Genomic DNA, 25,824 nt, shown 5'->3' on the forward strand with positions numbered 1-25,824 from the left:
GCGGGCCGGCTCCCGGGGGCGGCCCGCGCTTACTGGAACAGGCTGGAGACCGACTTCTCTTCGGCGATGCGCAGGATCGCCTCGGCCAGCAAGGGCGCGATGGTGAGCTGGCGGACATTGTGGCTCAGCCGCACCGCCTCGGTGGCGAGGATGCTGTCGGTCGTCACCATCTCCTTGATCGGCGAGGCGCCGACGCGGGCGACGGCGCCGCCCGAAAGCACGCCGTGGCTGATATAGGCGAAGACCTCGGCCGCGCCGCGCTCGATCAGCGCGACGGCGGCATTGCACAGCGTGCCGGCGCTGTCGGCGATGTCGTCGATCAGAATGCAGCGGCGGCCGTCGATGTCGCCGATCACGTTCATCACCTCCGACGTCCCGGCGCGCTCGCGCCGCTTGTCGATGATGGCGAGGTCGGCCCCCAGACGCTGCGCCACCAAGCGGGCGCGGACCACGCCGCCGACATCGGGTGAGACGATGACCAGGTTGTCGCCGGGGAAGCGGCTGCGGATGTCCTTCACGAACACCGGCGCGGCCACCAGGTTGTCCAGCGGGATGTCGAAGAAGCCCTGGATCTGGTCGGCATGCAGGTCGAGGGTCAGCACCCGGTCGGCGCCGGCGCGGGTGATCAGGTTGGCCACCAGCTTGGCCGAGATCGGCGTGCGCCCGCCGGTCTTGCGGTCCTGCCGGGCATAGCCGAAATAGGGCATCACCGCAGTGATCCGGCGGGCCGAGCCGCGCCGCAGCGCGTCGATGGTGACCAGCATCTCCATCAGGTTGTCATTGGCCGGGAAGCTGGTCGGCTGGATCACGAACACGTCCTCCCCGCGGACGTTCTCGAGGATCTCGACGAAGACCTCCATATCGGCGAAGCGCCGGATCTGAGCCTTGGTCAGCGGAATTTGCAAATAGGCGGCGATCGCCTCGCAGAGCGGGCGATTGCTGTTGCAGGCGATGATTTTCATGCGGGGCGGCTCGGTGGTCTCGGGCGGTGGCCGGGGCCGGATGCGGCTGCGTATATCCCGCGCGCACCGGGGTGTAAACGGACTTCACGCAACCCTGACCCCGAATTGTCACATCAGCATCAGCACGCAGCCGCCGAGCAGCGCCACGATGATGAACAGGAACAGGGTGATCAGATGCGGCACGACGATCCACCCGTCAGCAGGATGGCCGAGATCTGCCGGCCGTAATCCGGCTCCTTGCGCAGGGTGGTGCGGCGGTAGCTGAAGAACTGGTCCTCGCGCGCCAACGTGTCGAGCCCGGTGACCGAGACGCCACGGAGGCCGGCGCGGCGCAGGCGCTGGGCGACATAGCCCGGCAGGTCGAAATGCGGCCGCGCGCCGGGCATGTGGAAGAAGCCGGCGCTGTCCGGATCCTCGGTCAGGAACCGGTCGCGGAATTCGGGGCCGACTTCGTAGCTGTCCGGGCCGATGCAGGGGCCGATGGCCGCCGTGATCCGCTCCGGCACCGCGCCCAGGGCCTGCATCGCCGCGACGGTGGCGTCGGTGACGCCGCCGAGCGCGCCCTTCCAGCCGGCATGGGCGGCGCCGATCACCCCGGCCTCGGCATCGGCGAACAGGATCGGGGCGCAGTCGGCGGTCAGGATGCCGAGCGCCAGGCCGGGGCGGTCGGTGACCATGGCATCGGCCTGGGGCGACGTCTCCGGCGTCCAGCGCTCGGTGACGGTCACGACGTTGGGGCTGTGCACCTGATAGACGGTCAGGAGTGTCTCGGCCGGGCCGAGCTCGCGCCGGCAACGGTCGCGGTTCTCGGCCACGGCCTCGCGCCGGTCACCCGAGCCGAAGCCGCAGTTGCGCGAGGCGAAGATGCCCTCGCTGACGCCGCCGGTGCGCGGGAAGAAGCCATGGCCGATGCCGGGCAGGGCGAGGGCGTCGACGGTGATCACGGGGCGGGCTCCGGCCGATTCGGACGGGACCGGAATAGCATTGCCGGCCGGGTCAGGGAAATCCTGCCGGCGTACCGAGGCCCGGCGCGGTCAGGGCCAGGGCCTTGAACAGCGTGCCCATCTGCTGCGGGCCGGCCAGCCGGGCGACCGCGGCGTCGATCTCGGCAGCGCGGGCCGGGGAGGCCTTCTGCAACTGCGCCGCACGGGGGCGCAGCCCCAGCGTCTCCAGGAACGCGCCTTGCGTCACCGGGCCGTGGGCAATGGCTCCGGCCTGGCTTGCGGCCTGGGCCAGGGACTGGAAGTCGACATGGGCGGTCAGGTCGGCGTCGCCCGGCGCCTCCAGCGGGTCGGCGAAGGCGTGTCGCCGCACCGCCTGCAAGCTGTCGCCGGGCGCGCTGCGGGCCGGGCCGTAATCGACGATCAGCGCGGCGCCGCCCTGCTGCGCCAGTCGACGGCCGAGCAGGGCGGCGTGCGACAGCCCGGCCGGGCAAGCCTCGGCGATCGATCCCTCCGGCGCATCCCGCACCGCCTCCGGGATCAGCGCCAGCCCCGGATCGGCGCGGGCCGACAGCTCCCAGTGCAGCCGACAGGTCTCCTCGTCCCAGCCGACCAGCCGCTCGTGCCAGCCCTTGGCGCCGCGCTGCCATTGCCGGATCGGCAGGGCGTCGAAGAACTCGTTGGCGACCACCACCGCCGGCCCTTCGGCCAAGTCGGCCAGCCGGTCCAGCCAGGCGGCATCGGCCAGCCGCGTCGCCTGGGCGGCGCGCAGGGCGGGGCTGGTCTCGACCAGGTGCAGCCGCAGCGCGGCGCGGAAGCCGGGGGCGGCACGGCCGATGGCGCGCAGCGCATCCTGCATCAGCGTGCCGCGGCCGGGGCCGAGCTCGACCAGCAGCACCGGATCGGGCGTGCCCATCCGCTGCCACAGATCGGCGCACCACAGCCCGATCAGTTCGCCGAAGACCTGGCTGATCTCCGGCGCGGTGGTGAAGTCGCCGGCCGCGCCCAGCGGGTCCTGCTTGACGTAATAGCCGTGCCGGGGATGCCCCAGCGCCTCGGCCATGTACTGCGCCACCGTCAGCGGGCCGTCGACGGCGATGCGGCGACGCAGCAGGTCGAGCAGCGCGGTCACGCGGCCGGTGACGAGGCGGCCGGGGCAGGGGCCTGGACCGCCGGCCGGCGCGCGGCCCACAGCACCACGGCGAGGCCGATCAGGATCATCGGGATCGACAGCTGCTGGCCCCGGGTGAACCAGTCGGTGCCCATCAGATAGCCCAGCTGGGCATCCGGCTCGCGCACGAACTCGACCAGGAAGCGCGACACGCCGTACCAGGCGATGAAGGCGCCCAGCACGATGCCCGGCCTGGCCCGGATGCGCGGGCTGGCGGCCAGCGGCAGCAGGATCAGGAACAGCACCAGCCCTTCCAGCCCGGCCTCGTAAAGCTGGCTGGGGTGCCGCGGCAGCGGCCCGCCATTGGGGAAGACGATGCCCCATGGCTCGTCGGTGACGCGACCCCACAGCTCGCCATTCACGAAATTGGCGATGCGGCCGAAGAACAGCCCGATCGGCGCGGCGGCGCCGACCACGTCGCCCAGCAGCAGGGGCGAGAAGCCGCGGCTGCGGGCGAACAGGATGATCGCGGCGCTGACCCCGAGGAAGCCGCCATGGAAGGACATGCCGCCATGCCAGATCTCCAGGATCGACAACGGGGCCGCCAGGTATTCGTCGAGATTGTAGAACAGGACATAGCCGAGCCGGCCGCCCAGGATGGTGCCGACCACCGCCCAGGTCAGGAAATCGTCCAGCGCGGTCCGGTCGGGCGGCAGCGCGGTGCGGCGGGTCAGCCAGAGGGCATAGCGCCAGCCGAGGATGAAGCCGGCGATGTAGGCGAGGGCGTACCAGCGGATCGCGATAGGACCGATCTGCAGGGCGACCGGATCGAACCAGCCCATGTGTGTTCCCGTTCCGGGTGGCGAAGCGTGCCGTTATAGGCGCGCGGTCCAGCGTGTTGCAACGCGGGGGACCGGCGGCCATATTGTCCGATGATGATGATTTGTTCCGGATACCGCCTGACATGCCCTTCGACACCAAGCTGATCGACGATCTGGTCCGCGTCGCGACCGGAGCCTTCGGTGCCGTCGCCGGCGTGCGCGAGGAGGCGAGGACCCGTCTGCGCGAGCAGTTCGAGCATATCCTGTCGCGGCTCGACGTCGTCACCCGCGAGGAGTTCGAGATTGTCCGCGCCCTGGCCCAGCGGGCGCGTGAGGAGCAGGAGCTGCTGGCCGCCCGGGTGGCGGCGCTAGAGGCCGCGGCCAAGCCGGCGACTTCGAAACGTGCGGCTCCCGCGGCAGCGGCCAAGCCCGCCCGCAAGGCCAAACCGGCCGCGGATTCGGCACCTGCGCTGAAGGGCCGCAGGCCCCGTGCCAAGGTCGTGGACTGAATTTCGTCATAAATCATCCACAACTTTATCGTGACAGCGATGGCATATCGGTTGCGCCTAACAAGCCCTTGTGCGACCGTTGTCTTGGAAAGGCTGTAATGGTTAACACCACTACACATTGGGTATTGGCCGAGTGCGAGCGCCATAGATGTGCCTCGCCGCGGTACGGGAGCGGAGGATCATGACCACAGCGTCCGAGATCTTCGAGGAAGCCGCCTTCACCCAAAACCCCCTCGACACGCTCGAGGAAATCATCGGTGCCAATGATTGGAGTTTCGAGCGGGCCAGCAACGAGGAGATGCTGGCCGAGGTCGCCGGCCGGTGGTGCAGCTATCGCCTGTTCTTCTTCTGGCAGGAGGAGATCAGCGCCATGCAGTTCTCCTGCCAATTCGACCTGAAGGTGCCGGAGAAGAAGCGCCGCGACGTGGCGGAGCTGCTCGGCATCATCAACGAGCGGATGTGGCTCGGCCATTTCGATGTCGACTCCGAGGAGCTGACGCCGATGTTCCGGCACACCACGCTGCTGCGCGGCGCCCAGGCGGCGAGCCAGGAGCAGCTCGAGGACCTGGTCGACATCGCGCTGACCGAATGCGAGCGCTTCTACCCGGCCTTCCAGTTCATCCTCCGGGGCGGCAAGAGCGTCGGCGAGGCGGTCTCCGCCGCGATCCTGGACACGGTCGGCGAAGCCTGAGCCGACCGATCGGCAAGACGACGAGCCCGGCTTCGCGAGAGGCCGGGCTTTTTCGCGTCGGCGGCGAGCCGAGGGACAGCGGATTGCCTCTGCCGCCAGGCGAGGCCGTCTCAGAACGGCAATCCAGCCCGTTGCCGTCACTCCCGCGAAAGCGGGACTCTCCTTCCGATCAAGCGTGACCAAATTCTTGCTTTCACGGGGATGACGGCGTGGGGATTCCGAAGAGGTCTCGCCATGACGAGTTTTGATCGAAGCGCTGAATCCGGACTGGCGGACCTCAGCTTCGTTCCGAGAGAGAGGAGGGCCGAGACATGGCCTCTGGCCCACAGCCGCAGCCCGAATCCGCCGCCTTGCTCGTGGCCCCGCCCTTCGCGTCCGACCGGGCGGAGGAGGCCGCGCGCCGCCGTCTCCGGCGCAACCGCCGGCTCGCGACCGGGCTGCTGGCGGGGATGGGAGTGGTTTTCGTCGGCACGCATCTGGCCGAGGCGCCCGGCTTCGCCGTGCTGCTGCTGCGCTCCGGGGCCGAGGCCGGGATCGTCGGCGGCGTTGCAGACTGGTTCGCGGTCACCGCCTTGTTCCGCCGCCCCCTCGGCCTGCCGATCCCGCACACTGCCATCATCCCGAACAGCAAGGATCGGATCGCGCGCACCCTCGGTCGTTTTATCGAGCGGAACTTCCTGACCGAGGAGATCCTGCTGCGGAAGCTCGCCGATGGCCAGGTCGGGCAGCGCTTCGCGGCCTGGCTGGCGGCACCGGGCGCGCCGGTGATCGCCGGGCTGGTCGCCGGCGCGCTGCCGGGCCTGATCCGGTCGTTGGAGGACCACGACCTGCAGGATTTCGCCAACCGCACACTGGGCGAGCAGCTCCGGCGCGCCGACCTCGCGCCGATCCTCGGCCGCGTGGTCGAGCTGGCGACCGCCAGCGGCGAGGCCGACATCCTGTTCGAGCGGGCGATCGGCATCGGCGTCGGCTGGCTGGAGGAGAACCGGAACCAGATAGACCGGCTGGTGGAGGCCCGCAGCCGCTGGTGGGTTCCGAAGACGGTTGACCGCCGGATCGCCGCCGCGATCGTCTCGGCCATTGCCGACCTGCTGGGCGATCTGCGCCAGCCGGACAGCGAGGCGCGGCTCAAGTTCCGCGAGGCGCTGACCGGGCTGATCGAGGAACTGCTGCGCTCGCCGGCCCGGCGCGACCAGATCAACGCCTCGAAGAACCGGATTCTCGACAGCCCGGAGGTGCAGGCCTGGCTGGCTTCGATCTGGGGCCAGCTGTCCCGGACGGCGCTGCAGGACCTGGCCGACCCGGCGTCGAAGACGCGCGCGGCGCTCGAGCACGGCATCGCCCTGGTCGGCCGCGCCCTGGCCGCGGACGATGCGATGCAGGCGCATGTCGATGCCGTGGTCCGGCGGCTCGCGGTCCAGCTCGTCGCCTGGCGGCGCAAGCTCGGCGGCTTCGTTGCCGAGGTGGTGCGCGGCTGGGACACGCGCACGCTGACCGATCGGCTCGAGCTCGTGGTCGGCAGCGACCTGCAATATATCCGGATGAACGGCACGATCGTCGGGGCGCTGGTCGGCTGCGCGATCTTCCTGATGTCCCGACTATTCGGTTAGCGGAAGGCCCAGCGACTGCGCGCGGCGGGTTTTCTCGGCCTTGTCTCCTGGCTGTGCTTTGCCCGACAGTGCGGGCGGGCCAGCGCTCGCGGGGAGACCGCCATGCCGAAGATCGACATCACCGCCGTACCGGAGCGCAAGGGCACCGGCTATCCGGCGCCCTTCGACGCCCCCTGCGCCGACCGCATCCGGCAGCGGCTGGGCGATGCGGGAGGCCTCACCGATGTCGGGGTTAACCTGATGCGCCTGCCGCCGGGCAACTGGTCGAGCCAGCGCCACTGGCATTCGGAGGAGGATGAGCTCGTCTACGTGCTCGAGGGCGAGCTCGTTCTGATCGAGGATGGCGGCGAGACGGTGCTGCGCGCCGGCGATTGCGCGGCCTTTCCGAAGAACTCCGGCAACGGCCATCACATGATCAACCGGTCGGGAGTGATGGCGGTCTATCTCGAGGTCGGCACGCGCTCGCCGACTGACGTGATCACCTGCTCCGACATCGACATGATGAGCCCCAGCACCGATGGCCGGTTCCTGCACAAGGACGGCACGCCCTATACAGAGCCGCGGTAGCGAATCTTATCCACTCAACCCAAGACCCGGAGGTTTCCCATGACCGAGGTCCTGCTGTTCCACCACGCCCAGGGGCTGACCCCCGGCGTCCATGCCTTCGCCGACGACCTGCGGGCCGCGGGCCACACCGTGCACACGCCCGACCTGTTCGACGGACGCACCTTCGGCAGCATCGAAGAGGGGATGGCCCATATCCACCAGGCCGGATTCGACGAGTTGCGGGAGCGTGGCGTCCGGCTCGCCGATGGCTTGCCGCCCGGGCTGGTCTATGCCGGCTTCTCCTTCGGCGTGCTGCCGGCGCAGAAGCTGGCCCAGACCCGGCCGGGCGCGCGCGGCGCCTTGCTGTTCTATTCCTGCCTGCCGATCAGCGGCGACTGGGCCTTCGGGCCCTGGCCGGACGATGTCCCGGTGCAGATTCATGGCATGGATGCCGACCCGATCTTCGTCGGCGAGGGCGATGTCGACGCCGCCCGCGAGATCGTGGCCAAGGTCGCGGACGCGGAGCTGTTCCTGTACCCGGGCGACCAGCATTATTTCGCCGACAGCTCGCTGCCGTCCTACGATGCGGCGGCGACCGCGCTGCTGACCCAGCGGGTGCTCGGGTTCCTCGGGCGGGTCTGATTTCGCCGCCATTGTGCTGAGAATCCGATCAATCGGATCTGCACAATCTATTTGTCCGATCTAACCGAGCGTCCCATTCTGGCTTCGGATCCAGGCGGCGCGGCAGGGCCGGACTTCCTGTTCGATTGCTCTCCAGAAGACAGCGACTCCCGGCCATGGCCCGGGCGCTCGACCTCGACATCCCCACGGGAGGAAGACCATGGAGTATCGCAAGCTCGGCAACAGCGGCGCGGTGGTGACGGCCTACTGCCTCGGCACCATGACCTTCGGCAAGGAGTCGGACGAGGCCACGTCCTTCGTGCTGATGAACGAGTATGTCGAGGCCGGCGGCAACTTCCTCGACACCGCCGATGTTTACAGCGCCGGGGTGTCGGAGGAGATCGTCGGCCGCTGGCTGAAGAGCCGGCCCGGCATCGCCCAGGACCTGGTGATCGCCACCAAGGGCCGGTTCCCGATGGGGCAGGGGCCGAACGACCTAGGCTTGTCGCGCAAGCATCTGGGGGCGGCGCTCGACGCCTCGCTGCGGCGGCTGGGGGTCGAGCAGGTCGATCTTTACCAGATGCACGCCTGGGACGCGCTGACGCCGCTGGAGGAGACGCTGCGCTTCCTCGACGATTCGGTGCGCAACGGCAAGATCGCCTATTACGGCTTCTCGAACTTCCTCGGCTGGCAGCTGACCAAGGCGGTGTGGCTGGCCAAGGCCAACGGCTACGCGCCGCCGGTAACGCTGCAGCCGCAATACAACCTGCTGGTCCGCGACATCGAGCACGAGATCGTGCCGGCGGCGCTTGACGCCGGCATCGGGCTGCTGCCGTGGTCGCCCCTGGGTGGCGGCTGGCTGTCCGGGAAATACAAGCGCGACCAGATGCCGACCGGCGCCACCCGGCTGGGTGAGAACCCCCAGCGCGGCATGGAGGCCTATGACGCCCGCAACGCCAAATCGACCACCTGGGCGGTGATCGGGGCGGTCGAGGACATCGCCGCGGCGCGCGGGGTCGGTATGGCGCAGGTGGCGCTGGCCTGGGTCGCGGCGCAGCCGGCGGTCACCTCGGTGATCCTGGGCGTCCGCACCCGGCAACAGCTGGCCGACAATCTCGGCGCGGCGACGCTGGTTCTCACCGCTGACGAGATCGCCGCGCTCGACGCGGTGAGCAAGCCCGAGATGGCGGAGTACCCCTACGGCACCGGCGGCATCAACCAGCGCCGCCGGAAGATCGAAGGCGGGCGCTGACCCCGCGGCGCCGCTCCGTTCAGGCGATCCGTCGCTTGGACGGGGTGGCGTCGTCGCGGCCCGGCCCGGCAGCCATCGCCTCGAACACGCCGTCGCGCCGAACGAAGGCGTGGTGCAGGGCCGCCGCGACATGCAGCAGGATCAGCGCGAAGAAGGCGAAGGCCAGGTAGACATGCGCGGTCCAGAGCAGCGCATGCAGGCTGGCGCTCTGCGGCAGGATCGGTGGCAGGGTCACGCCCGGGAACAGCACGACCGGGTAGGCCGCGGCGGACAGCATGCCCCAGCCGATCAGCGGCATGCCGATCATCAGCAGATAGAAGGCGATGTGCGACAGATGCGCGGCGAGCTTCATCGGCTCGGGCATGTCGGCCGGCAGCGCCGGCGCGCCGTAACGCAGGCGCAGCGCCAGGCGGATCAGCACCAGCACCAGGATGGCGATGCCGAGCGCCTTGTGGATCGCCACCAGCGTCAGATATTTCGGCATCACGGTGGACACCATGCCGACGCCGATGAACAGCATGGCCAGGATGCAGATCGCCATCAGCCAGTGCACCAGGCGCTGCGAGGCGGTGAAGTGGCGGCGGCCGGTCATGGCTTGGCTCCGGTCTCGGTTCGCGGATAGGCCTGATCTTCCGCCGTGCGGAGGTCATAGGACTTGGCATAGGCGGCCGACCGCGCGGCCGGGAATGGGTCGTCCGAGGTGCGGATGCCGTCTGGCAGCACGGTCGGGTCGAAGTTGATGTCGCGGCAGGGGCCGTCCGGCTCGGTCTCGATCTTCTGCACCACCAGGGTGCCGACCTCGACGGTGCGGCGGTCCGCCGGCCAGGCCTTGGTCGGGTCCGCGGTCGGGTCGCCCGGGTTCGCGACCGTCACCGCCAGGGTCCAGCGCTGCGGCCCGGCGGCGACGCGTTGGGTGATGTCCTGGTCGAGGAAATCAGGCCCCCGCTTCGCCAGCTCGTCCGGCGCCACGGCCACCGGCTGCGCCGCCGGCAGCAGCGACCAGCGCACGGTGTGGTCGGCGCCGGCGGCATCGGTGAAGACGAAGCTGTTGAGGCTGTTGAAGCGGTCTTCGGCGAAGCTGCCGGTCCACGGCGCGCTCTGCGCCCAGGCGACGAAGGCGCCGAATTCCGGGTGGGCCGCGGCGAAGCTCTTCATCGCCTCCGGATCCTTGCTGCCGGAGGCGGTCAGCAGCTCATAGAAGGCCTGCGGCGTCGCCACCGCGAAGACCGGCGGGTCGATCATGGCGCTGCGCCATTCCTGCCCGTCCGGCGTCGAGATCTGCAGCCCGATGCCGCGCACGCGGACCGTCGCATCTGCGGCGTTCGGATTGGGCGTGGCGAGGTTGAGACGACCAAGGGCCGGGTATTGGCCCTTGGCGAAGACCTGGGCCTTCGAAAGCTCTGCCCCGGCGCCGTTGGAGTCGAAGACGCCGGTAAAGCAGATGCCCTTGGCGTGGTTGCGGCGATGGCCGGGTGCCGCGCCGCCGGGCGGTGCCAGCGCCGCCACCAGCTTGTCCGGGGTCAGGCGCTGGGGCGAGAACCAGCCCGCCGTATAGGCGAAGGCCGCGCCGCCGGCGCCAACAATGGCTGCGATTAGGACCAGCGACCCGAGGGCGGAGCGCCCGGGCGATCGTTGCGGCATTCCAGCCTCGTTGTGCAGGGACTCGGGAGTTCGATCCGAGGATATCGCGCCTCCGCTGGGCAAGGAGAGCGGGAATGATGCTCGGCTCGAACTCTCGTCTTCGGGAAGGGGGCGCCCGCCACTGTCGGGGGGGCAGGGACAGTGGCGGGCGTTAACATCAGCGGTGTCGGGGGGAGAGCCGCTGTGCAATGACAAGGTAGAGGAACGAGGCCACGAAGCTTATCGGACATGCGATTAGAGCGGATCATACCAAGGGATAGGTCAGTCCGGTCCGCGGGCGTCCCCGTCGGACTCCAGCGTCCGGCGCAGCGCTGACATGACGCTATGCGTCGTCGCGATGTCCTCGACCGGGAGTCCTTCGGCCAGCCGGTTGACCCAGGGGGCCTGCAGCCGCATGGCGGCGTCGAAGGTCGCCCTCCCCTTGTCGGTCAGCACGACCAGCTGCGCCCGGCGGTGATGCGGGTTGGGCTGGAATTCCACCAGCCCGTCGCTCTGCAGATCATTGACGATGCGCTGGACGTTCTGGCGGTTGGCCCCCAGGTCGCGCGCCAGCCATGCCACCGGCTGCGGCCGGTCTGCCGCGATGATGGTGCCGAGGATCTGCCAGCGGGCACTGGTCAGGCCGAGCCCGGCGACCAGCCGGTCGCCCGCATTCACCACCCGGCTGTTGAGCCGGAACAGGTCGAGAATGAGATCGGTCAGGGCAGTCCCTGCGGGAGTCAGCGTCGTGTGGTTCACATGTCACCATAGAGTGACATTGACATCATGATGTCAATGTGGCTTGTTGGCGTCGTTGTGCCAATTTGACATCATGCAACCATATCGAACGGAGCTTGTCATGCCGCAGATGCGTCCCCTGGATCCGGCCTTTCCGATCGACCGCCAGATCGCCGTCGACGCCTCGCCGGTCGTGCTGGTCAATGTGTTCACGCTGGACCAGGCTGACGAGCCGGCGTTCCTCCAGGCGTGGCAAGCCGATGCGGCCGTGATGAAGCGGCAGCCGGGCTTCATCTCGACCCAGCTGCACCGCGCCATCGGCGACAGCCCGACCTATTTCAACTATGCCGTCTGGGAATCCACCGCCGACTTCCGGGCCGCCTTCATGCATCCGGAGTTCCGGGCGAAGCTGTCGGCCTATCCGGCCTCGGCCGTGGCGTCACCGCACCTGTTCCAGGCCGTCGCGGTGCCAGGCATCTGCGTCGCCTAGCCGGCTACTTCCCTGCGGTGACGCTCTGGGCCAGCAGCTGGTTGCGGATCTCGACATGCGGGGAGCCGACCACGGTGACCCGACGGCCGCCGGCGAGCTTGCCGGGCTGGTCCGGCGGCACCACGACGGTCCAGGCCTCGGTCGGGGTCTGCAGGCGGAACGAGGTCACGCCGTTGCGGTGGGAGACGCCGTCGATCCGGCCGGTCACGGTGATCGGCGTGCTGGTCGCGTATTCGCGCGGATCGGTCGGGGCTGCCCCGCCTGCCGTCGCCGATACCGCGGGATGAGTGGGGTCGGGCGCGACCGGTGCCCGGCGCGGTTCTTCGACCTGGGTGCCCGGGGGCACCGGATAGGGCATCGCCTTCTCCGGCACGGTCGTCGGGCCCGGCGCGGTGGGGATCACGGTGGTCTGGGCCCAGGCCGGCGATGCGGCCACCAGGCCGGCGAGAAGGATTGAGGCTGCGCGGGTCATCATGGTTCGCTCTCCATCTTCGGCGCCGGGCGGTCGCACGGCGGCGGAAACGCCTCAATCTCCGGCAAAACCGGGATCTCCGCAGCTTAAGAAACGGAGAGCATCCGTCCAGGTTCCGCTTCGCTTCGCGAAGAACCTTGCGCCCGTCCGGGACGGCGCCATGATGGCGCGTCTCGATGGAACGGGGAGCGACAGGGTGTCCGATCTCTTGCTGGTCGGCTGCGGCCGGATGGGAAGCGCACTGGTCAAGGGCTGGCTGGCGGGCAACGCCGCCGACCGGATCTGGGCGGTGGAGCCGGCGGATCTCGGCCTCGCCGATCCGCGGCTGCACCATGTCCGCGACACCGCCGGTCTGCCGCCCGAGCTGGCGCCCGAGGTGGTGGTGCTGGCGGTGAAGCCGCAGATGATGCCTGAGGCGCTGCCGGCCTATCGCCGCTTCGTCCGGCCTGGAGCGCTGTTCCTATCGATCGCCGCCGGCCGCACTCTGGCGTATCTCGAGCAGGGGCTGGGGCCGGAGGCCGCGGTGGTCCGTGCCATGCCGAACACGCCGGCCGCGATCGGCCAGGGCATCTCGGTCCTGGTGGCCAACCCCGCGGTGTCGCCGGACCAGCGCAAGCGGGCCGAGACGCTGATGCAGGCCGCCGGGCAGACCGCCTGGATCGAGGACGATGCGCTGATGGACGCGGTCACCGGCGTCTCCGGCAGCGGCCCGGCCTATGTCTTCTACCTGATCGAGACCCTGGCCGAGGCCGGCCGCACCGCCGGGCTGCCGGCCGACCTGGCCATGCAGCTGGCGCGGCAGACCGTGGTCGGCGCCGGCGCCCTGGCCGGCGCCGCGACCGAGAGCGCGGCCGAGCTGCGGATCGCGGTGACAAGCCCGAAGGGCACCACCCAGGCGGCGCTTGACGTGCTGATGGCGCCGGACGGGCTGCAGCCGCTGATGACCAAGGCCGTCGCCGCGGCGACGCAGCGCGGCCGGGAACTGGCGTAGTGGCGAGCAGCAGCGAGCGCGTCGCCGCGGCGCTGGCGGCGGCGGGGCATGCGCCCGAGATCCGGGTGTTCGACTCGTCGACCCGGACCTCGGCCGATGCCGCGGCGGCGATCGGCTGCGAGGTCGCGCAGATCGCCAAGTCGCTGGTGTTCCGGGCCCGCGGCAGCAACCGGCCGGTGCTGGTGATCGCCAGCGGCGTCAACCGGGTCGACGAGGCTGCCGTTGCCGCGGCTCTGGCCGGGCGCATCGACGGCTTGAAGATCGAGCGCGCCGATGCCGGTTTCGTGCGCGACGCCACCGGCTTCGCCATCGGCGGCGTCGCCCCGGTCGGCCATGCCACGCCGCCGCATGTGGTGATCGACCGCGACCTGCTGGCCCTGCCGCGGATCTGGGCCGCGGCCGGGACGCCGAACTCGGTCTTCGCCCTGACGCCGGACCAGCTGGTGGCGCTGACCGGCGGCGTGGTCGCCGACATCGCGCAGAGACTGTCCGATACGGCTACTGGTGCGGCCGTCTGACGGCGGACTCGAAGCTTCCGGTGCTCACGGACCAACGTCCGCTGCGCTCCGGTTCTCGAAACCACCGCCAGCCGACTCACACCAGCGCCGTCTCGAACGATCTCTGAGCGCGCCTCGGCAAAGAAGGAGGGCAAAAATGATCGGCCATCTCTCCCTGGGCGTGTTCGACCTCGACCGCGCTGTCCGCTTCTACGATGCGGTGCTGGCCCCGGTCGGCATGGTGCGGGTGTGGGCCGACGCCACCGCCGCGGGCTACGGCCCGCCGGGCGGCAACGACACGCTCGCCTTGAAGCGGCAGAAGCAGCCGGTGGTGCCGCCGGGGCCGGGCTTCCACCTGGCCTTCAATGCGCCGACGCGCGAGGCCGTCGACCGTTTTCATGCTGCCGCGCTGGCCGAAGGCGGGCGGGACGCCGGCGGGCCTGGGCTGCGGCCGCATTACGGGCCCAGCTACTACGCCGCCTTCGTGTTCGACCTGGACGGCCACAAGCTGGAAGCCGTCTGCCAATAGCGAGCCGAGCTGCGGCGGCTTGACGAGCCCCACGGCCGGACGCTACGACGGTTGCATGGCGACGATGATCACCCTGAAGCGCACCACCAAGACGACCGCTGCGGCGGGCGTTCTCTGGCGCGTGCGGTGATCACCGCGACATAGCAGCCAGAGGCCCCGCCGAGGACGGACGGGGCCTAACGGTGCAGCCATCGTCCCTCCCGACCCACAGGAAGGACGACATTATGCTTTCATCCCCCGATCTCCGAGACGCTGTGCGCGGCGTCCGCTCGCCCGAACCCGTGATCGCCATCGTCGGTGCCACCGGGGCGGTCGGCGTCGAGCTGCTGCGCTGCCTGGAGGCGCGGCGCTTCCCGGCCGCGGCGGTACGGCTGCTGGCCTCGGCCCGATCGGTCGGCCGCAGCATCCCGTTCCGCGGCCGCGACCTGGCCGTGGCGGAGCTGACCGAGGCCAGCTTTGCCGGTGTCGACATCGCCCTGTTCTCGGCCGGGGCCGGCATCTCCCGGCGCTACGCACCTGCGGCGGTGGCGGCCGGGGCGGTGGTGGTCGACAACTCCTCGGCCTTCCGCATGCTGCCGGAGGTGCCGCTGGTGGTGCCCGAGGTGAATGCCGGGACGCTGGCCGGCCATGCCGGCATCATCGCCAACCCGAACTGCGTCGCCGCGATCATGACGGTGGCGCTGGCGCCGCTGCACCGGGCGCATCCGTTGCGGCGGGTCACGGCCGCGACCTACCAATCCGCCTCCGGTGCTGGCGCCGCAGCGATGGAGGAGTTGCAGGCTGCCACCGCCGCCCATCTCCAGGGCCAGCCCTTCGAGCCCAAGGTGCTGCCGCACCCCTATGCCTTCAACCTGTTCAGCCACAATGCCGATGTCGACCCGGCCAGCGGCTATAATGGCGAGGAGTTGAAGGCGATCGCTGAGAGCCGCCGTATCCTCGGCGCGCCGGACCTGCCGATCGGCATCACCTGCATCCGCGTGCCGGTGCTGCGGGCCCATTCGATCGCCTTGACGGTCGAATTCGACACCGTGGTGACGCCGGAGGAGGCGCGGGACCTGCTGGCGGGCGCGCCCGGCCTTCGCCTGGTCGACGACCGGGCCGCCAACCACTTCCCGATGCCGTCCGAGGCGAGCGGGCAGGACGACGTTCTGGTCGGCCGTATCCGGGCCGATCTGGGCGACCCGACCGGGCGTTCGCTGTCGCTGTTCGTCTCCGGCGACCAGCTCCTGAAGGGGGCCGCCCTCAACGCCATCCAGATCCTGGAGCATCTGCGGTCGTGAGCGTCTGAGCGGGTCCCGCTCGCCTTCCGGCCGAATTACGCTAGATTGGAACCGATCGCGCCCGCCCCGGCGGGCGCTCGGGGCCGCAAGGCCGATGGCGCGAGGGCCGGGACCATGGCAAAGAAGGCCGATATTGCGAACCACATCGTCACCACCGCGGTCGACCTGGCGGCGGAGAAGGGGTGGCGCGCCCTGACGCTTTCCGATGTCGCCCAGGCGGCGCGGGTGCCGATGTCGGCGCTGTACCGCCATTGCCCGACCAAGCCGGCCCTGTTGGCCGGGTTCAGCCGGATGATCGACCAGGCGGTGCTGTCCGAAGGCCTGCCGAGCGCCGATGAGAGCCCGCGCGACCGGCTGTTCGACCTGATGATGCGCCGCTTCGACGTGCTGTCGGCGCATCGCGCCGGGGTCAAGGCGATCCTGCGCGACCTGCGGCGCGACCCGTTGGCCACGTTGCTGCAGGCGCGGCAGCTGGAGCTGTCGATGCGCTGGACGCTGCAATCAGCCGGCATCTCGACCGCCGGCCTGCTCGGCCGGGCGCGGGTGCAGGCGCTGTGCCTGGTCTACGGCCTGGTGCTGCGGACTTGGGAGCAAGATGATTCGCCGGAGCTCGACCGCACCATGAAGGCGCTGGACCAGCGGCTGCGCCAGGCCGAGCAGTGGCAGAACACCTTCGGTCGCCGCCGCGGCGCGCGTCGGACCGAACAGCCGGCCCAGCCGGCGGCCTCGGCGGGTCAGGAGCCGACGCTGCACTAGAATGAGAGTCGCGCTGCGCTGAATGACAACTTTGCTGCAGCGCACAATTTTCTTTTGCAATGCGGTCGTGCCGTGTAGGCTGCTACTTTATTATGCATAGTGGGAGCAGGTCATGAGCAAGGTGCCGCCGGTCTGGGACGTCGACTTCACCAAGCTGCTGAGCGAGTTCAAGGTGCCGGGCGTCGATCTCGACGCGGTGCTGCAGGCCCAGCGCAAGAACATCGAGGCGCTGACCGCCGCCAACCGCACCGCGGCCGAGGGGGTGCAGGCCTTCGCCCGCCGCCAGGGCGAGATCCTGCGCCAGAACCTGGCCGAGCTGCAGAGCCAGTTCTCCTCGATCGCCGCACCCGGCGCGCCGGACCAGAAGCTGGCGAAGCAGACCGAGCTGGCGAAGTCCGCTTTCGAGAAGGCGATCGCCGACATGAAGGAACTGGCCGAGCTCCTGGCCAAGTCGAACACCGAGGCCGCCGAGATCGTCAGCAAGCGCGTCAGCGCCAGCTTCGACGAGCTGAAGGGCGTGCTGAAGGCTCCGACGACGAAGCGCTGAACGCGCTGATCCCGACGTAAAGAAGGCCGTCCCCGGGCGGCCTTCTTGCCATCCGGGCGCCGGCGCGGCAGGGTGCCGCCGGTCTCGCGGAGGGCAGCATGACGATCAGCTACGATGATTTCGCCAAGGTCGATATCCGGGTCGGCACCATCGTGGCGGTGGAGCCGTATCCCGAGGCGCGCAAGCCGGCCTACAAGCTGACCGTCGATCTGGGGCCGGAGATCGGCCGGAAGCGCAGCTCGGCCCAGCTGGTGGCGCTGTACACGCCCGAGACGCTGCTCGGCCGCCAGGTGGCGGCGGTGGTGAACTTCCCGCCGAAGCAGATCGGCCGCTTCCTTTCCGAGATCCTGGTGCTGGGCTTCCCCGATGCCGAGGGCAACGTCGTGCTGGCCGCGATCGAGCGCGCGGTGCCGAATGGCGGGCGGCTTTACTAGGCGGCCTGCCAGACCGCTGGACCGGCAGGAGACCAGGGTTCAAGCTGTGCTCCGACAGCTTCGGAGAGAGTTCGATGCCGGACGGAATCGCAGCCGGGGTGGACTTGCCCCCGATCACCAGCGTCGCCGCGGACTATATCCATCGCGACAAGCTGATCACGCCGGGCGATCTGGTCGTGCTGCCGGACAGCCGGTTGAAATGGTACGACATCGCCCTGGCCGATACGCCTGTGCCGGTCGAGATCCACGCCCTGGCCTGCGATTTCATCGCGCGGGAGGTCGCGGCCGGATCTCTCAGGGTCTCGGGCGAGCCCGGCTTCGCCGTCCTGCACCGTTGCGGCGGCGACTTCTACTTCCTGGCGGTCTGCACCTGGCGCAACGAGAACGAGCTGTGGGAGACGGTCTACGCCAAGACCGCCGCCGACACCGATTTCAAGCTGTTCCCGCTGCCCGGGCCGCATCGCGGCACCTTCTGCGTCTGGGAACTCGGCACGGTCTGGCACGAGCAGCAGGCGTGGCGGCGGTACCTGCGCTCCACCCGCGATGCCGCCGCGCATGCGGCCTATCTCGGCGACAGCTATGCGGGGCCGGTCTGATCCCCCCGATCTGATCCGCCATTGACGCGCCGACGCATCCCGCCGATCATTCCCGCGATCGCAGGATCAGCCATACCCTCCACGTGACTGGCGAGACGGGGAGCACCCCGAGGGAGCGTGGAGGACCGTTTCGATGCCGCTCGCCTGGGCAGCCTTCCTTGGAAGCTGGTCGGGCGATTCGTGTCCAGGCATCGAAACGGAGCAGTCCCCATGGAATACCAGCATCAGCCCGACCCGGCGCTCGCCGCTCGTGATGTCCGCGCCATCTTGGCCGCCGCCGATCCGGACGCCGCCGCCATCCTCGAACGCGAGGAGCGCCGGCAGCATCAGGGCTTGACCCTGATCGCGTCGGAGAATCACGCCTTTCCGGAGCTGCGGCCGCTGCTCGGCTCGGTCTTCGCCGACAAATACGCCGAGGGCCAGCCGCGCCGGCGCTATTATGGCGGCAACCTCCATGCCGACGAGATCGAGGAACTGGCCCAGGGTCGCGCCAAGGCGCTGTTCGGCGCCGAGCATGCCAATGTCCAGCCGCTGTCCGGGTCGCCGATGAACCAGGCGGTGTATTTCGGGCTGCTGCAGCCCGGCGACACCATCCTGGCGATGGACCTGTCGCATGGCGGCCACCTGACCCATGGGGCGCCGGTCTCGGCGATGGGCCGGATCTTCCGCTTCGTCCGCTATGGCACCGTCTCCGGCGGCGGCTTCGACTTCGATGCGATCCGCGAGACCGCGCGGCGCGAGCGGCCGAAGTTGCTGATCACCGGCTTCTCCTCCTATCCGCGCGACATCGACTACGCCGCCTTCAAGGCGATCGCGGACGAGGTCGGGGCGATCACCATGGCCGATGTCTCGCATATCGGCGGGCTGATCGCCGGCAAGGCGCTGCCGAACCCGCTGGCGGCCGGCTTCGACGTGGTCACCACCACCACGCACAAGACCCTGCGCGGCCCGCGCGGCGGGCTGATCCTGTGCCGCGAGCCGTTCCGCAAGGCGATCGACCAGGCGGTGTTCCCGGGGCTGCAGGGCGGCCCGCATATGGACCAGGTGGCGGCCCTGGCCACGGCGCTGCACCTGGCGGCGCAGGAGGAGTTCCAGGCCTATGCAAGCCGCGTGCTCGACAACGCCAGGGCGCTGGCCGAGGCGCTGCAGGGCCGCGGCGCGCAGCTGGTGACCGGCGGCACCGACAACCACCTGATGGTGGTCGATGTCGCCGCGAGCTTCGGCCTCGACGGCGACGAGGCGCAGCAGCGGCTGGACCGGGTCGGGCTGGTCTCGAACAAGCAGGTGGTGCCGGACGACACCAGGCCGCCGCTGCGCCCGTCCGGGCTGCGGCTCGGCACGCCGGCCGTCACCACGCGGGGCATGCGCGAAGGGCAGATGAAGGCCCTGGCCGACCTGATCGTCGACGCGGTCACCGGCGCGCGGCCCGAGCCGGCGCTGGCGAACGCGGTGCGGGATTTTGCCCGGCGGTTCCCGATCCCGGGGTGAGCGGGAAGGAGAGGGTGGGGGTCACGCCGTCGGCTTGAACCCCGCCCTCTCTCCATAGGCGAAGCACTCTTCCGCCGAGGGGATGGCCCGCGAGGTGCTGTAGGAGCCGAGGCTGAGCGCCGCGACGCAGACGCCGAGCCGGAGGCCTTTCTCCACCGGCCAGCCCTCGTGCAGCCCCAGCATGACGCCGGAGGCCAGGGCGTCGCCGGCGCCGTTGGTGCTCTTGACCGATTCGGGCGACACCCAGGCGGCGCCCTGGCGCCACAGCCGCCCGTCGCGGTCGGCGGCGACCACGCCCTCCGGGAAATGCACCACCGCCAGGGTGGACACGCCCATCCGGATCAGCGCCGTCGCCGCCGCCTCGACCAGCGCCCAGTCCGGCCGGCCGTCGCGATGGGTCTCGACGCCGGTCAGCGCCGTCGCCTCCAGCTCGTTGATGATGATGCTGTCGAGCAGCGGCAGGCAGGGCACCGTCAGGTCGCGCAGCCGGTCGCCGGCCACCCCGACCAGCTCCAGATTGGTGCGGTGGCCCGAGGCGCGGGCGCGGGCCAGCACTTCGGTGAAACCGTTGCCGTTGCCCTGGGGGGCGTCCATCCGGGCATGCACCCCAGGCGAGCCGACATGGAAGATCTTCGCGGTCGACCCCGCCAGGTCGAAATGCCCGGGCGAGAGCAGGGCGTTGACCCCCTCCTGGTAGAAGAAGGTTCGCCGCCCGCCCTCGGCCACGATCATCACGTCGGTATAGGCGGTGCGCCCGCCCGGCAGCACCGCGATCCGGCCGGCGCCGACGCCGTGGTCGCGGCAGACCTGCAGCGCCAGCTCGCCATAGACGTCGTCGCCGACCACGCCCACCACCTCGATCGGGAAGGGCGCGCCCAGGCGGGCGAGGTCGATCGCCATGTTGAAGCCCGGGCCGCCGGAATCCGGCGTCTCCTCCAGGATCTTGGCGACGTGCTCCTGCGGCGGGAACCGGTCGATGACCTTGTTGACGTCGATGCAGATGGTGCCGCCGCAGATGATGCCGGATCGCTCCACGGCTCAGCCCTGCTTCAAGACGGCTTCGGTGGTCTGCACGTCGTCGGCCAGCGGGCGCAGCGGGGAGATGCCCTGCTTCTGCAGCTCGCCGTGATAGGCGCGCACCGCTTCCTCCGGCGCGATCGTGCCGTCCGCCACCTGGCGCATGAAGCCGACCATCGCCAGCGGCGATTCCGCCAGGTTGATCTTGCGGCCGAACAGGGCGACGCGGGCGCCGTATTTCTCGGCCTGGTGCAGCAGCTCGAAGCAGTCGCGGGTGGTGCCGGCGCCGCCGCCGAGCACGCCGACGATCAGGCTGGAATCAAAGCCGGCCAGTTCCTCCAGCGCCTTCGGGCCGTTGAAGGGGATCTTCAGGAATTGCGGCCGGTCGGCCTTCATCACCCCGGCCAGGCAGCGCAGGATGCAGTCGTTCAGGTAGTGCGGCTGCAGCTCTGGGTCGATGCCGCTCGAGACATTCGGGTTGAACACCTCGAAGAAGTACTGGAAGCCGTTGGCGGCGCAGTCGGCCCGGAACTCGGCGAAGGCCTCCAGCGACCGGATGTCGGAATCGAGGTCGTTGTTGAAGGTGACGGAGTAGAGGCCGAGATCGGTGCCGGTGACGGGGGCCTTCGGGTCGGGGGCGAGGCCGCCATGCCTCACCCGCGGCAGCAGGGCCGACCGGAACGGGCGCGAGGGCTGCTGGGGATAGCTGCAGCCGCGCACCACCCAGACATCGGTGGTGTCGTTGGCGCGGATCGCCGGCTTCACCTTGCTGTCGCGGAAGGTGCCGCTCTCGACCAGCCGCTCCAGGTTCGAGGCCGAGACCAGCATGATGTCGACGATGTCCTGCTCCACCACCTGGCGAATGGTGTCCAGGAACTCGTCGCGGGTGCGGTAGCGGGTCCAGCTGCCGTCCGGCGCGCGCTTCGGACCGGTCGAGGTCAGGCTCGGCCCCATGTCGCCGTCCTTGGCGTCGGCAATGATGAAGTCGCTGCGCTTGTACTGTCCGGCGCGGATGCGGGCCAGCTTCTCGTCCAGGCGGGTCATGCTCGGTCTCTCGTCTTTCTGCGGGTCAGGGAAGGAATCATTGGGCCGTTGGGGCGGGCTCACGGCCCGGGGCGGGCTGGTCGCCCGGCATCGCCCCGGTCATGATCGCCACCACCTCGGCCATGCTGTGGCGCTGCGGCGAGGTCACGGCGACGCGGCGGCCCAGGCGCATCACATGGATGCGGTCGGCCACCTCGAACACGTTCGGCATGTTGTGGCTGATCAGGACCACGGGCAGGCCGCGGTCGCGGATGGTGCGGATCAGGTCCAGCACCTGGCCGGTCTCGCGCACGCCCAGCGCCGCCGTCGGCTCGTCCATGATCACCAGCTTGCGGGCGAAAACCGCGGCGCGGGCCACGGCGACGCCCTGGCGCTGGCCGCCGGACAGGCTTTCCACTGCGTGTGTGATCGAGGGCAGGCGGAAGCGCAGCTCGTCCATATGACGCTGCGCCTCGCTGCGCATCCGCGGCTTGTCGAGCAGCCGCAGCCAGCGGCCGAGCGGCCCGGGCCGGCGCAGCTCGCGCCCCAGATACAGGTTGGCGGCGATATCCAGCGCCGGCGCCACCGCCAGGTCCTGGTACACCGTCTCGATGCCGCGGCGGCGGGCGTCGAGCGGGCCGTGGAACCGCACCGGCTGGCCGTCCAGCAGCACCTCGCCCTCATCCGGCGTGATGGCGCCGGACAGCACCTTGATCAGGGTCGACTTGCCGGCGCCGTTGTCGCCGATCACCGCCAGCACCTCGCCGTCGCGCAGCTCGAAATCGACGCCGCCGAGTGCCGTGACATGGCCGTAGCGCTTGACCACGCCGCGGGCCTCCAGGACGGTCGCGGTCATACCCGCCTCCATCGCGACAGCTGGTCCAGCGCGACCGCGGCGATCACCAGGACGCCGGTGACCAGGTCCTGCCACAGCGGGTCGATGCCGATCAGGGTCAGGCCGTTGCGCAGCACGCCGACGATCAGCACGCCGATCAGCGTGCCGATCAGGCTGCCGCGGCCGCCGAACAGGCTGGTGCCGCCGATCACGACGGCGGTGATGCTGTCGAGATTGGCGTTCTGCATCGCGTTCGGGTCGGCGTTCGGGATCCGCCCCAGCGCCAGCCAGGCGCCGATGCCGTACAGGAAGGCGGCGAACAGATAGACCGACAGGATGCGCCGCTGCACCGGGATGCCGACCAGCCGCGCCGCCTCCGGGCTGTTGCCGATGGCGTAGACATGCTTGCCCCAGGCGGTCTGGTTCAGCATGTACCAGACCAGCCCATAGAGGCCGAGCATGATGATGATGCCGTAGGTGATCACGGCGCCGCCCAGCTTCAGCGTGTTGCCGGTCCAGGCCAGCAGGTCGTCCATCACCGGGAAGGCGCCGCCGCCGGAGAACAGACGGGTGGCCGCGGTGACGATGCCGAGCAGCCCGAGCGTGACGATGAAGGGCGGCAGCTTCAGCCGGCTGACCAGCGTGCCGGTGACCAGCCCGACCAGGCTGCACAGCCCGATCGCCAGCAGCAGCGAGGGCAGGGCGGCATAGCCCTGGTCCACCAGCTTTCCGGCGACGATGGTGCCCAAGACGGCAATGGCGCCAGTCGCCAGGTCGATGCCGGCGGTCAGGATCACCAGCGTCTGGCCGATCGCCAGCGTGCCGATGATCACCGATTGCTGCGCGATCAGCGACAGGTTGCCCGGGGTCAGGAAGCGGTCGCTCATCGCCGTGAACACGGCGCCGAAGGCCATCAGCACGATCAGCGGGCCGAGCGGCGGGGTGGTCAGAACCCGCGCCGCCCGGGCAATCCAGGACGAGAGGGGCCAGGACGAGGGGGGAGGGGCCATCGCTCTCTCGTTCGGGAGGGGGTGGGCGGGCCCGGTGCGGCCCGCCCCGGTCGTGCTGGTCATCAGCCCCAGCAGTTCTTCTCTCCGAAGTCGAGGTCCTTCGAGTCCAGCCCCGGCAGCGGCTTGCCGGTGATCAGGAACGAGCCGGTGTTGACGAAGCCGCTCGGCTTCTTGCCGGACTTGGCGTATTCGGCCACGGCGTCGACGCCCATCTGCGCCATCTTGTAGGGGAACTGCATCACCGTCGCCGCGACGCGCCCGTCCTTGACGTATTTCACGCCCAGGCAGCCGCCGTCGATCGAGGTGACGACGACATCGTCGGTCTTGCCGGCCGCTTTGATCGCGGCATAGGCGCCCTGGGCCGCGGGCTCGTTGATGGTGTAGACGACGTTGATGTCGGGATGGGCGGACAGCAGGTTCTCCATCGCCGTCTGGCCCTTGTCCTGGGCGCCGTTGGTGTTCTGCTTGCCGACGATCACGGCGTCGCCCTCGGCGATCCCGAAGCCCTTGAGGAAGCCGTCATGGCGGAAGGTGTCGACTGTGCCGCCCGGCGTGCCGTCCAGCATCGCCAGCTTCGGCGCCTTGTCGCCCAGCGCCTTGCGGGCGTATTGGCCCTGCTGCACCCCCGCCTCGAAATTGTCGGTCGCGAAGGTGGCGTCGACCGCGTCGGCCGGGTCGGTCGCTGTGTCCAGCGCGATCACCAGGATGCCGGCGTCACGCGCCTTCTTGACCGCGCCAAGCACGCCGGTCGAGTTGTTCGGGGTGATCAGGATGCCCTTGGCGCCGGCGCTGATCAGATCCTCGATCGCGGCCACCTGGCCCTCATTGTCGCCGTCGAACTTGCCGGCGCGGGCGATCAGCTTCAGGCCCTTGGCCTGGGCCTCCTTCTCGGCAGCCTGGCGCATCTTGACGAAGAACGGGTTGACCTCGGTCTTGGTGACCAGGCCGACGACGGCCTCCTGCGCCATCGCCGCCGTGCTGCCGGCGGCCAGGGCGAGACCAACCACGCCGGCGGCGAGCAGGCCGGCGAGGCGGCGGGGATTCGGAACAAGCGCAGACCTCTGCGATCGAATCATCGCGGTTTCCTCCTGTTTGCGGGCAGGCGCTTCTGCGGCGCCGGCCCTGCCATTGGCCGGACGATTGTCCGACACCGGAACGATAATTCCGACTTTTGCTGAGAGTCAATCAGATCTTCTGTATCTTTTGACTGAAAAGGAGCATTAGTGGGCCATGTCTGCTGCAGACCCTGAGATCCACGCCCTCGGCACCGCCGGCGCCGGCCATGTGCTGTCGCTGATCCTGTCGGGCCAAGCGCGGTCCCGGGCCGACCTCGCCCGCATCTCCGACCTGTCGCGCGCCACCATCACCCAGCGCCTCGGCGTGCTGTTCGAGGCCGGGCTGCTGCAGGAGGCGGAGGAAACGCAGGCCAGCGGCGGCCGCCCTGCGCGCGTGCTCAAGCTGAACGAAAGCTTCGGCGTGGTGCTGGCGGCCGATATCGGCGAGAGCCGGATCAGGGTCGCGGCGACCGATCTCGGGCCGAATGTGCTGGCCGAACGGCTCGGCGACCTTGATGTCGGCAGCGGGCCGGTGCCAATCCTGACCTGGATTGCGCGGCAGTTCCGCGCGCTCCTCGCCGAGATCGGCCGGCCGGCCTCCGAGGTGCTGGGCATCGGGCTGTGCCTGCCGGCCCCGGTCGACCATGCCGCCGGACGGGTGATGGGGCCATCGGTGATGACCGGGTGGGACGATTTCGACATCCCAGGCTGGTTCGCCGGCGATTACGCCGCGCCGGTCCTGGCCGAGAATGACGTCCGGCTGCGCACCCTGACCGAGCACCGCCAGTTCTGGCCGGAGGAGCGGCAGATGGTGTTCATCAAGGCCGGCACCGGCATCGGCAGCGGCATCATCACCGAGGGCCGGATGCACCGCGGCGCCCGCGGGGCCGCGGGCGACATCGGCCACATCCAGCTGCGCGACGCCGAGGCGCCGCTGTGCCGCTGCGGCAAGCTCGGCTGTGTCGAGGCCTATGCCGCCGGCTGGGCCATCGCCCGCGACCTGCGGGCCCGGGGCTTCTCGGCGCGGGATGCGCGCGACGTGATGGATCTGGTCGCGCGCAACCGGCCGGAGGCGATCAGCCTGGTGCGCCAGGCCGGCCGGGTGCTGGGCGAGGTGGCGGCCGATGTGGTCAGCGTGCTGAACCCCAGCGTCATCGTGGTCGGCGGCACCCTGTCCGAGGCGGGCGAGCACCTGCTGGCCGGGGTGCGCGAATACGTCTATCAGCGCTGCCTGCCGCTGGCGACGCGCGATCTGACCATCGTCGCCGCCCGTGCCGGCGAGCTGGCCGGCCTGCTGGGCGCCGCCCGGCTGGTGGTCGACACCCGGCTGCAGCCGCAAGCGGTCGACCGGCTGATCGCGGAGCGGGGAGCTGCATCGTAGG

Annotated in this window: 30 protein-coding genes and 1 riboswitch; of the genes, 17 read left to right on the forward strand and 13 right to left on the reverse strand. The window is 69.9% G+C overall.

Annotation, left to right across the window (positions count from 1 at the left end):
* Window positions 1–29 precede the first annotated feature (29 nt).
* The 4 genes from AB4Z01_RS06645 to lgt form a co-directional block, all read right to left on the reverse strand.
* Window positions 30–962 carry a ribose-phosphate pyrophosphokinase gene (locus AB4Z01_RS06645; protein WP_441691841.1) on the reverse strand — a complete coding sequence of 311 codons (933 nt, stop codon included), beginning with the start codon at window positions 960–962 and terminating at the stop codon, window positions 30–32.
* Window positions 963–1,132: 170 nt separating this feature from the next.
* Window positions 1,133–1,906: a peptidoglycan editing factor PgeF gene (gene pgeF / locus AB4Z01_RS06650; protein WP_441691843.1), complete on the reverse strand. Its 774-nt coding sequence runs from the start codon at window positions 1,904–1,906 to the stop codon at window positions 1,133–1,135.
* Window positions 1,907–1,958: 52 nt separating this feature from the next.
* Window positions 1,959–3,035: a class I SAM-dependent methyltransferase gene (locus tag AB4Z01_RS06655; protein ID WP_441691844.1), complete on the reverse strand. Its 1,077-nt coding sequence runs from the start codon at window positions 3,033–3,035 to the stop codon at window positions 1,959–1,961.
* Complete coding sequence (gene lgt / locus AB4Z01_RS06660; RefSeq protein ID WP_441691845.1) at window positions 3,032–3,856, reverse strand: prolipoprotein diacylglyceryl transferase; 825 nt, start codon at window positions 3,854–3,856, stop codon at window positions 3,032–3,034. The genes AB4Z01_RS06655 and lgt overlap by 4 nt, the downstream gene beginning before the upstream one ends.
* 122 nt (window positions 3,857–3,978) lie before the next feature.
* Here lgt and AB4Z01_RS06665 point away from each other — a divergent pair, with 122 nt between their 5' ends.
* The 6 genes from AB4Z01_RS06665 (at window position 3,979) to AB4Z01_RS06690 (ending at window position 9,064) form a co-directional block, all read left to right on the forward strand.
* Entirely contained in the window at window positions 3,979–4,344 is a 366-nt protein-coding gene (locus AB4Z01_RS06665) for an accessory factor UbiK family protein (protein WP_441691847.1), read from the forward strand.
* 181 nt (window positions 4,345–4,525) lie between these two features.
* The gene (locus AB4Z01_RS06670; protein WP_441691848.1) at window positions 4,526–5,035 is read left to right on the forward strand and encodes a YbjN domain-containing protein; all 510 of its coding nucleotides are present in this window, start codon (window positions 4,526–4,528) and stop codon (window positions 5,033–5,035) included.
* Window positions 5,036–5,346: 311 nt separating this feature from the next.
* Complete coding sequence (locus AB4Z01_RS06675; RefSeq protein ID WP_441691849.1) at window positions 5,347–6,645, forward strand: DUF445 domain-containing protein; 1,299 nt, start codon at window positions 5,347–5,349, stop codon at window positions 6,643–6,645.
* Window positions 6,646–6,747: 102 nt separating this feature from the next.
* Window positions 6,748–7,212 carry a cupin domain-containing protein gene (locus AB4Z01_RS06680; RefSeq protein WP_441691850.1) on the forward strand — a complete coding sequence of 155 codons (465 nt, stop codon included), beginning with the start codon at window positions 6,748–6,750 and terminating at the stop codon, window positions 7,210–7,212.
* A 3-nt stretch (window positions 7,213–7,215) separates the two neighbouring features.
* On the forward strand, window positions 7,216–7,833 hold the full coding sequence (locus AB4Z01_RS06685; protein ID WP_441691976.1) for a dienelactone hydrolase family protein: 618 nt from the start codon (window positions 7,216–7,218) through the stop codon (window positions 7,831–7,833).
* 199 nt (window positions 7,834–8,032) lie between these two features.
* A complete protein-coding gene (locus AB4Z01_RS06690) occupies window positions 8,033–9,064 on the forward strand; it encodes an aldo/keto reductase (protein WP_441691851.1) in 1,032 nt (343 codons plus the stop codon).
* 19 nt (window positions 9,065–9,083) lie between these two features.
* Here the strand turns inward: AB4Z01_RS06690 and AB4Z01_RS06695 are convergent, their stop codons facing one another.
* From AB4Z01_RS06695 to AB4Z01_RS06705, 3 genes are all read right to left on the reverse strand, one after another.
* On the reverse strand, window positions 9,084–9,656 hold the full coding sequence (locus tag AB4Z01_RS06695) for a cytochrome b (protein WP_441691852.1): 573 nt from the start codon (window positions 9,654–9,656) through the stop codon (window positions 9,084–9,086).
* Window positions 9,653–10,705 carry a catalase family peroxidase gene (locus AB4Z01_RS06700; RefSeq protein ID WP_441691853.1) on the reverse strand — a complete coding sequence of 351 codons (1,053 nt, stop codon included), beginning with the start codon at window positions 10,703–10,705 and terminating at the stop codon, window positions 9,653–9,655. The genes AB4Z01_RS06695 and AB4Z01_RS06700 overlap by 4 nt, the downstream gene beginning before the upstream one ends.
* A 261-nt stretch (window positions 10,706–10,966) precedes the next feature.
* A complete protein-coding gene (locus AB4Z01_RS06705) occupies window positions 10,967–11,443 on the reverse strand; it encodes a MarR family winged helix-turn-helix transcriptional regulator (protein WP_441691855.1) in 477 nt (158 codons plus the stop codon).
* 100 nt (window positions 11,444–11,543) lie between these two features.
* On the opposite strand from AB4Z01_RS06705, the gene AB4Z01_RS06710 reads away from it, so the two are divergent.
* Complete coding sequence (locus AB4Z01_RS06710; RefSeq protein WP_441691857.1) at window positions 11,544–11,912, forward strand: antibiotic biosynthesis monooxygenase family protein; 369 nt, start codon at window positions 11,544–11,546, stop codon at window positions 11,910–11,912.
* Between the two features lie 4 nt (window positions 11,913–11,916).
* Here AB4Z01_RS06710 and AB4Z01_RS06715 read toward each other — a convergent pair whose 3' ends face one another.
* Complete coding sequence (locus AB4Z01_RS06715; protein WP_441691859.1) at window positions 11,917–12,387, reverse strand: hypothetical protein; 471 nt, start codon at window positions 12,385–12,387, stop codon at window positions 11,917–11,919.
* Window positions 12,388–12,580: 193 nt separating this feature from the next.
* Here AB4Z01_RS06715 and proC point away from each other — a divergent pair, with 193 nt between their 5' ends.
* The 9 genes from proC (at window position 12,581) to glyA (ending at window position 19,502) form a co-directional block, all read left to right on the forward strand.
* Window positions 12,581–13,375, forward strand: coding sequence for a pyrroline-5-carboxylate reductase (gene proC / locus AB4Z01_RS06720; protein ID WP_441691861.1), 795 nt, complete (start codon window positions 12,581–12,583; stop codon window positions 13,373–13,375).
* Window positions 13,375–13,893: a YbaK/EbsC family protein gene (locus AB4Z01_RS06725; protein ID WP_441691862.1), complete on the forward strand. Its 519-nt coding sequence runs from the start codon at window positions 13,375–13,377 to the stop codon at window positions 13,891–13,893. Before proC ends, AB4Z01_RS06725 begins: the two co-directional genes overlap by 1 nt.
* A 136-nt stretch (window positions 13,894–14,029) precedes the next feature.
* Window positions 14,030–14,401 carry a VOC family protein gene (locus tag AB4Z01_RS06730; protein WP_441691864.1) on the forward strand — a complete coding sequence of 124 codons (372 nt, stop codon included), beginning with the start codon at window positions 14,030–14,032 and terminating at the stop codon, window positions 14,399–14,401.
* A gap of 254 nt (window positions 14,402–14,655) precedes the next feature.
* A complete protein-coding gene (locus AB4Z01_RS06735) occupies window positions 14,656–15,681 on the forward strand; it encodes an aspartate-semialdehyde dehydrogenase (RefSeq protein WP_441691866.1) in 1,026 nt (341 codons plus the stop codon).
* A gap of 114 nt (window positions 15,682–15,795) precedes the next feature.
* Complete coding sequence (locus AB4Z01_RS06740) at window positions 15,796–16,437, forward strand: TetR/AcrR family transcriptional regulator (RefSeq protein WP_441691868.1); 642 nt, start codon at window positions 15,796–15,798, stop codon at window positions 16,435–16,437.
* A 112-nt stretch (window positions 16,438–16,549) separates the two neighbouring features.
* A complete protein-coding gene (locus tag AB4Z01_RS06745; RefSeq protein ID WP_441691870.1) occupies window positions 16,550–16,984 on the forward strand; it encodes a phasin family protein in 435 nt (144 codons plus the stop codon).
* Between the two features lie 98 nt (window positions 16,985–17,082).
* Entirely contained in the window at window positions 17,083–17,418 is a 336-nt protein-coding gene (locus AB4Z01_RS06750; RefSeq protein WP_441691872.1) for a tRNA-binding protein, read from the forward strand.
* 74 nt (window positions 17,419–17,492) lie between these two features.
* Window positions 17,493–18,014, forward strand: a complete 522-nt coding sequence (locus AB4Z01_RS06755; RefSeq protein WP_441691874.1) for a hypothetical protein — start codon at window positions 17,493–17,495, stop codon at window positions 18,012–18,014.
* Between the two features lie 73 nt (window positions 18,015–18,087).
* Window positions 18,088–18,171: riboswitch (ZMP/ZTP riboswitch) on the forward strand.
* A gap of 53 nt (window positions 18,172–18,224) precedes the next feature.
* Window positions 18,225–19,502 (forward strand): serine hydroxymethyltransferase, encoded by a 1,278-nt coding sequence (gene glyA / locus AB4Z01_RS06760; protein ID WP_441691875.1) that lies wholly within the window; start codon window positions 18,225–18,227, stop codon window positions 19,500–19,502.
* A 21-nt stretch (window positions 19,503–19,523) separates the two neighbouring features.
* On the opposite strand, the gene AB4Z01_RS06765 is transcribed toward glyA, so the two are convergent.
* From AB4Z01_RS06765 to AB4Z01_RS06785, 5 genes are all read right to left on the reverse strand, one after another.
* The gene (locus AB4Z01_RS06765; protein WP_441691876.1) at window positions 19,524–20,537 is read right to left on the reverse strand and encodes a carbohydrate kinase family protein; all 1,014 of its coding nucleotides are present in this window, start codon (window positions 20,535–20,537) and stop codon (window positions 19,524–19,526) included.
* Window positions 20,538–20,540: 3 nt separating this feature from the next.
* Window positions 20,541–21,563, reverse strand: a complete 1,023-nt coding sequence (locus AB4Z01_RS06770) for a hypothetical protein (RefSeq protein ID WP_441691878.1) — start codon at window positions 21,561–21,563, stop codon at window positions 20,541–20,543.
* A 37-nt stretch (window positions 21,564–21,600) separates the two neighbouring features.
* Window positions 21,601–22,398 carry an ATP-binding cassette domain-containing protein gene (locus AB4Z01_RS06775; RefSeq protein WP_441691879.1) on the reverse strand — a complete coding sequence of 266 codons (798 nt, stop codon included), beginning with the start codon at window positions 22,396–22,398 and terminating at the stop codon, window positions 21,601–21,603.
* The gene (locus tag AB4Z01_RS06780; protein WP_441691880.1) at window positions 22,395–23,387 is read right to left on the reverse strand and encodes an ABC transporter permease; all 993 of its coding nucleotides are present in this window, start codon (window positions 23,385–23,387) and stop codon (window positions 22,395–22,397) included. Before AB4Z01_RS06780 ends, AB4Z01_RS06775 begins: the two co-directional genes overlap by 4 nt.
* A gap of 62 nt (window positions 23,388–23,449) precedes the next feature.
* Window positions 23,450–24,463, reverse strand: coding sequence for a substrate-binding domain-containing protein (locus AB4Z01_RS06785; RefSeq protein WP_441691882.1), 1,014 nt, complete (start codon window positions 24,461–24,463; stop codon window positions 23,450–23,452).
* 154 nt (window positions 24,464–24,617) lie between these two features.
* Here AB4Z01_RS06785 and AB4Z01_RS06790 point away from each other — a divergent pair, with 154 nt between their 5' ends.
* Entirely contained in the window at window positions 24,618–25,823 is a 1,206-nt protein-coding gene (locus AB4Z01_RS06790) for an ROK family protein (RefSeq protein ID WP_441691884.1), read from the forward strand.
* Window position 25,824 lies beyond the last annotated feature (1 nt).

The organism is Inquilinus sp. YAF38 (assembly GCF_052113205.1).
Taxonomy (GTDB): Bacteria; Pseudomonadota; Alphaproteobacteria; order DSM-16000; family Inquilinaceae; genus Inquilinus.

Excerpts from the sequence above, each read along its gene's own strand:
- AB4Z01_RS06785 (WP_441691882.1), bottom strand. The coding sequence starts at position 24,463 with ATGATTCGATCGCAGAGGTCTGCGCTTGTTCCGAATCCCCGCCGCCTC.
- AB4Z01_RS06690 (WP_441691851.1), top strand. The coding sequence starts at position 8,033 with ATGGAGTATCGCAAGCTCGGCAACAGCGGCGCGGTGGTGACGGCCTAC.
- AB4Z01_RS06695 (WP_441691852.1), bottom strand. The coding sequence starts at position 9,656 with ATGACCGGCCGCCGCCACTTCACCGCCTCGCAGCGCCTGGTGCACTGG.
- AB4Z01_RS06790 (WP_441691884.1), top strand. The coding sequence starts at position 24,618 with ATGTCTGCTGCAGACCCTGAGATCCACGCCCTCGGCACCGCCGGCGCC.
- AB4Z01_RS06745 (WP_441691870.1), top strand. The coding sequence starts at position 16,550 with ATGAGCAAGGTGCCGCCGGTCTGGGACGTCGACTTCACCAAGCTGCTG.
- AB4Z01_RS06700 (WP_441691853.1), bottom strand. The coding sequence starts at position 10,705 with ATGCCGCAACGATCGCCCGGGCGCTCCGCCCTCGGGTCGCTGGTCCTA.
- AB4Z01_RS06670 (WP_441691848.1), top strand. The coding sequence starts at position 4,526 with ATGACCACAGCGTCCGAGATCTTCGAGGAAGCCGCCTTCACCCAAAAC.
- AB4Z01_RS06740 (WP_441691868.1), top strand. The coding sequence starts at position 15,796 with ATGGCAAAGAAGGCCGATATTGCGAACCACATCGTCACCACCGCGGTC.
- AB4Z01_RS06675 (WP_441691849.1), top strand. The coding sequence starts at position 5,347 with ATGGCCTCTGGCCCACAGCCGCAGCCCGAATCCGCCGCCTTGCTCGTG.
- AB4Z01_RS06710 (WP_441691857.1), top strand. The coding sequence starts at position 11,544 with ATGCCGCAGATGCGTCCCCTGGATCCGGCCTTTCCGATCGACCGCCAG.
- AB4Z01_RS06665 (WP_441691847.1), top strand. The coding sequence starts at position 3,979 with ATGCCCTTCGACACCAAGCTGATCGACGATCTGGTCCGCGTCGCGACC.
- AB4Z01_RS06775 (WP_441691879.1), bottom strand. The coding sequence starts at position 22,398 with ATGACCGCGACCGTCCTGGAGGCCCGCGGCGTGGTCAAGCGCTACGGC.
- AB4Z01_RS06750 (WP_441691872.1), top strand. The coding sequence starts at position 17,083 with ATGACGATCAGCTACGATGATTTCGCCAAGGTCGATATCCGGGTCGGC.
- glyA (WP_441691875.1), top strand. The coding sequence starts at position 18,225 with ATGGAATACCAGCATCAGCCCGACCCGGCGCTCGCCGCTCGTGATGTC.
- AB4Z01_RS06680 (WP_441691850.1), top strand. The coding sequence starts at position 6,748 with ATGCCGAAGATCGACATCACCGCCGTACCGGAGCGCAAGGGCACCGGC.
- AB4Z01_RS06770 (WP_441691878.1), bottom strand. The coding sequence starts at position 21,563 with ATGACCCGCCTGGACGAGAAGCTGGCCCGCATCCGCGCCGGACAGTAC.
- AB4Z01_RS06715 (WP_441691859.1), bottom strand. The coding sequence starts at position 12,387 with ATGATGACCCGCGCAGCCTCAATCCTTCTCGCCGGCCTGGTGGCCGCA.
- AB4Z01_RS06780 (WP_441691880.1), bottom strand. The coding sequence starts at position 23,387 with ATGGCCCCTCCCCCCTCGTCCTGGCCCCTCTCGTCCTGGATTGCCCGG.
- AB4Z01_RS06755 (WP_441691874.1), top strand. The coding sequence starts at position 17,493 with ATGCCGGACGGAATCGCAGCCGGGGTGGACTTGCCCCCGATCACCAGC.
- AB4Z01_RS06645 (WP_441691841.1), bottom strand. The coding sequence starts at position 962 with ATGAAAATCATCGCCTGCAACAGCAATCGCCCGCTCTGCGAGGCGATC.
- AB4Z01_RS06730 (WP_441691864.1), top strand. The coding sequence starts at position 14,030 with ATGATCGGCCATCTCTCCCTGGGCGTGTTCGACCTCGACCGCGCTGTC.
- lgt (WP_441691845.1), bottom strand. The coding sequence starts at position 3,856 with ATGGGCTGGTTCGATCCGGTCGCCCTGCAGATCGGTCCTATCGCGATC.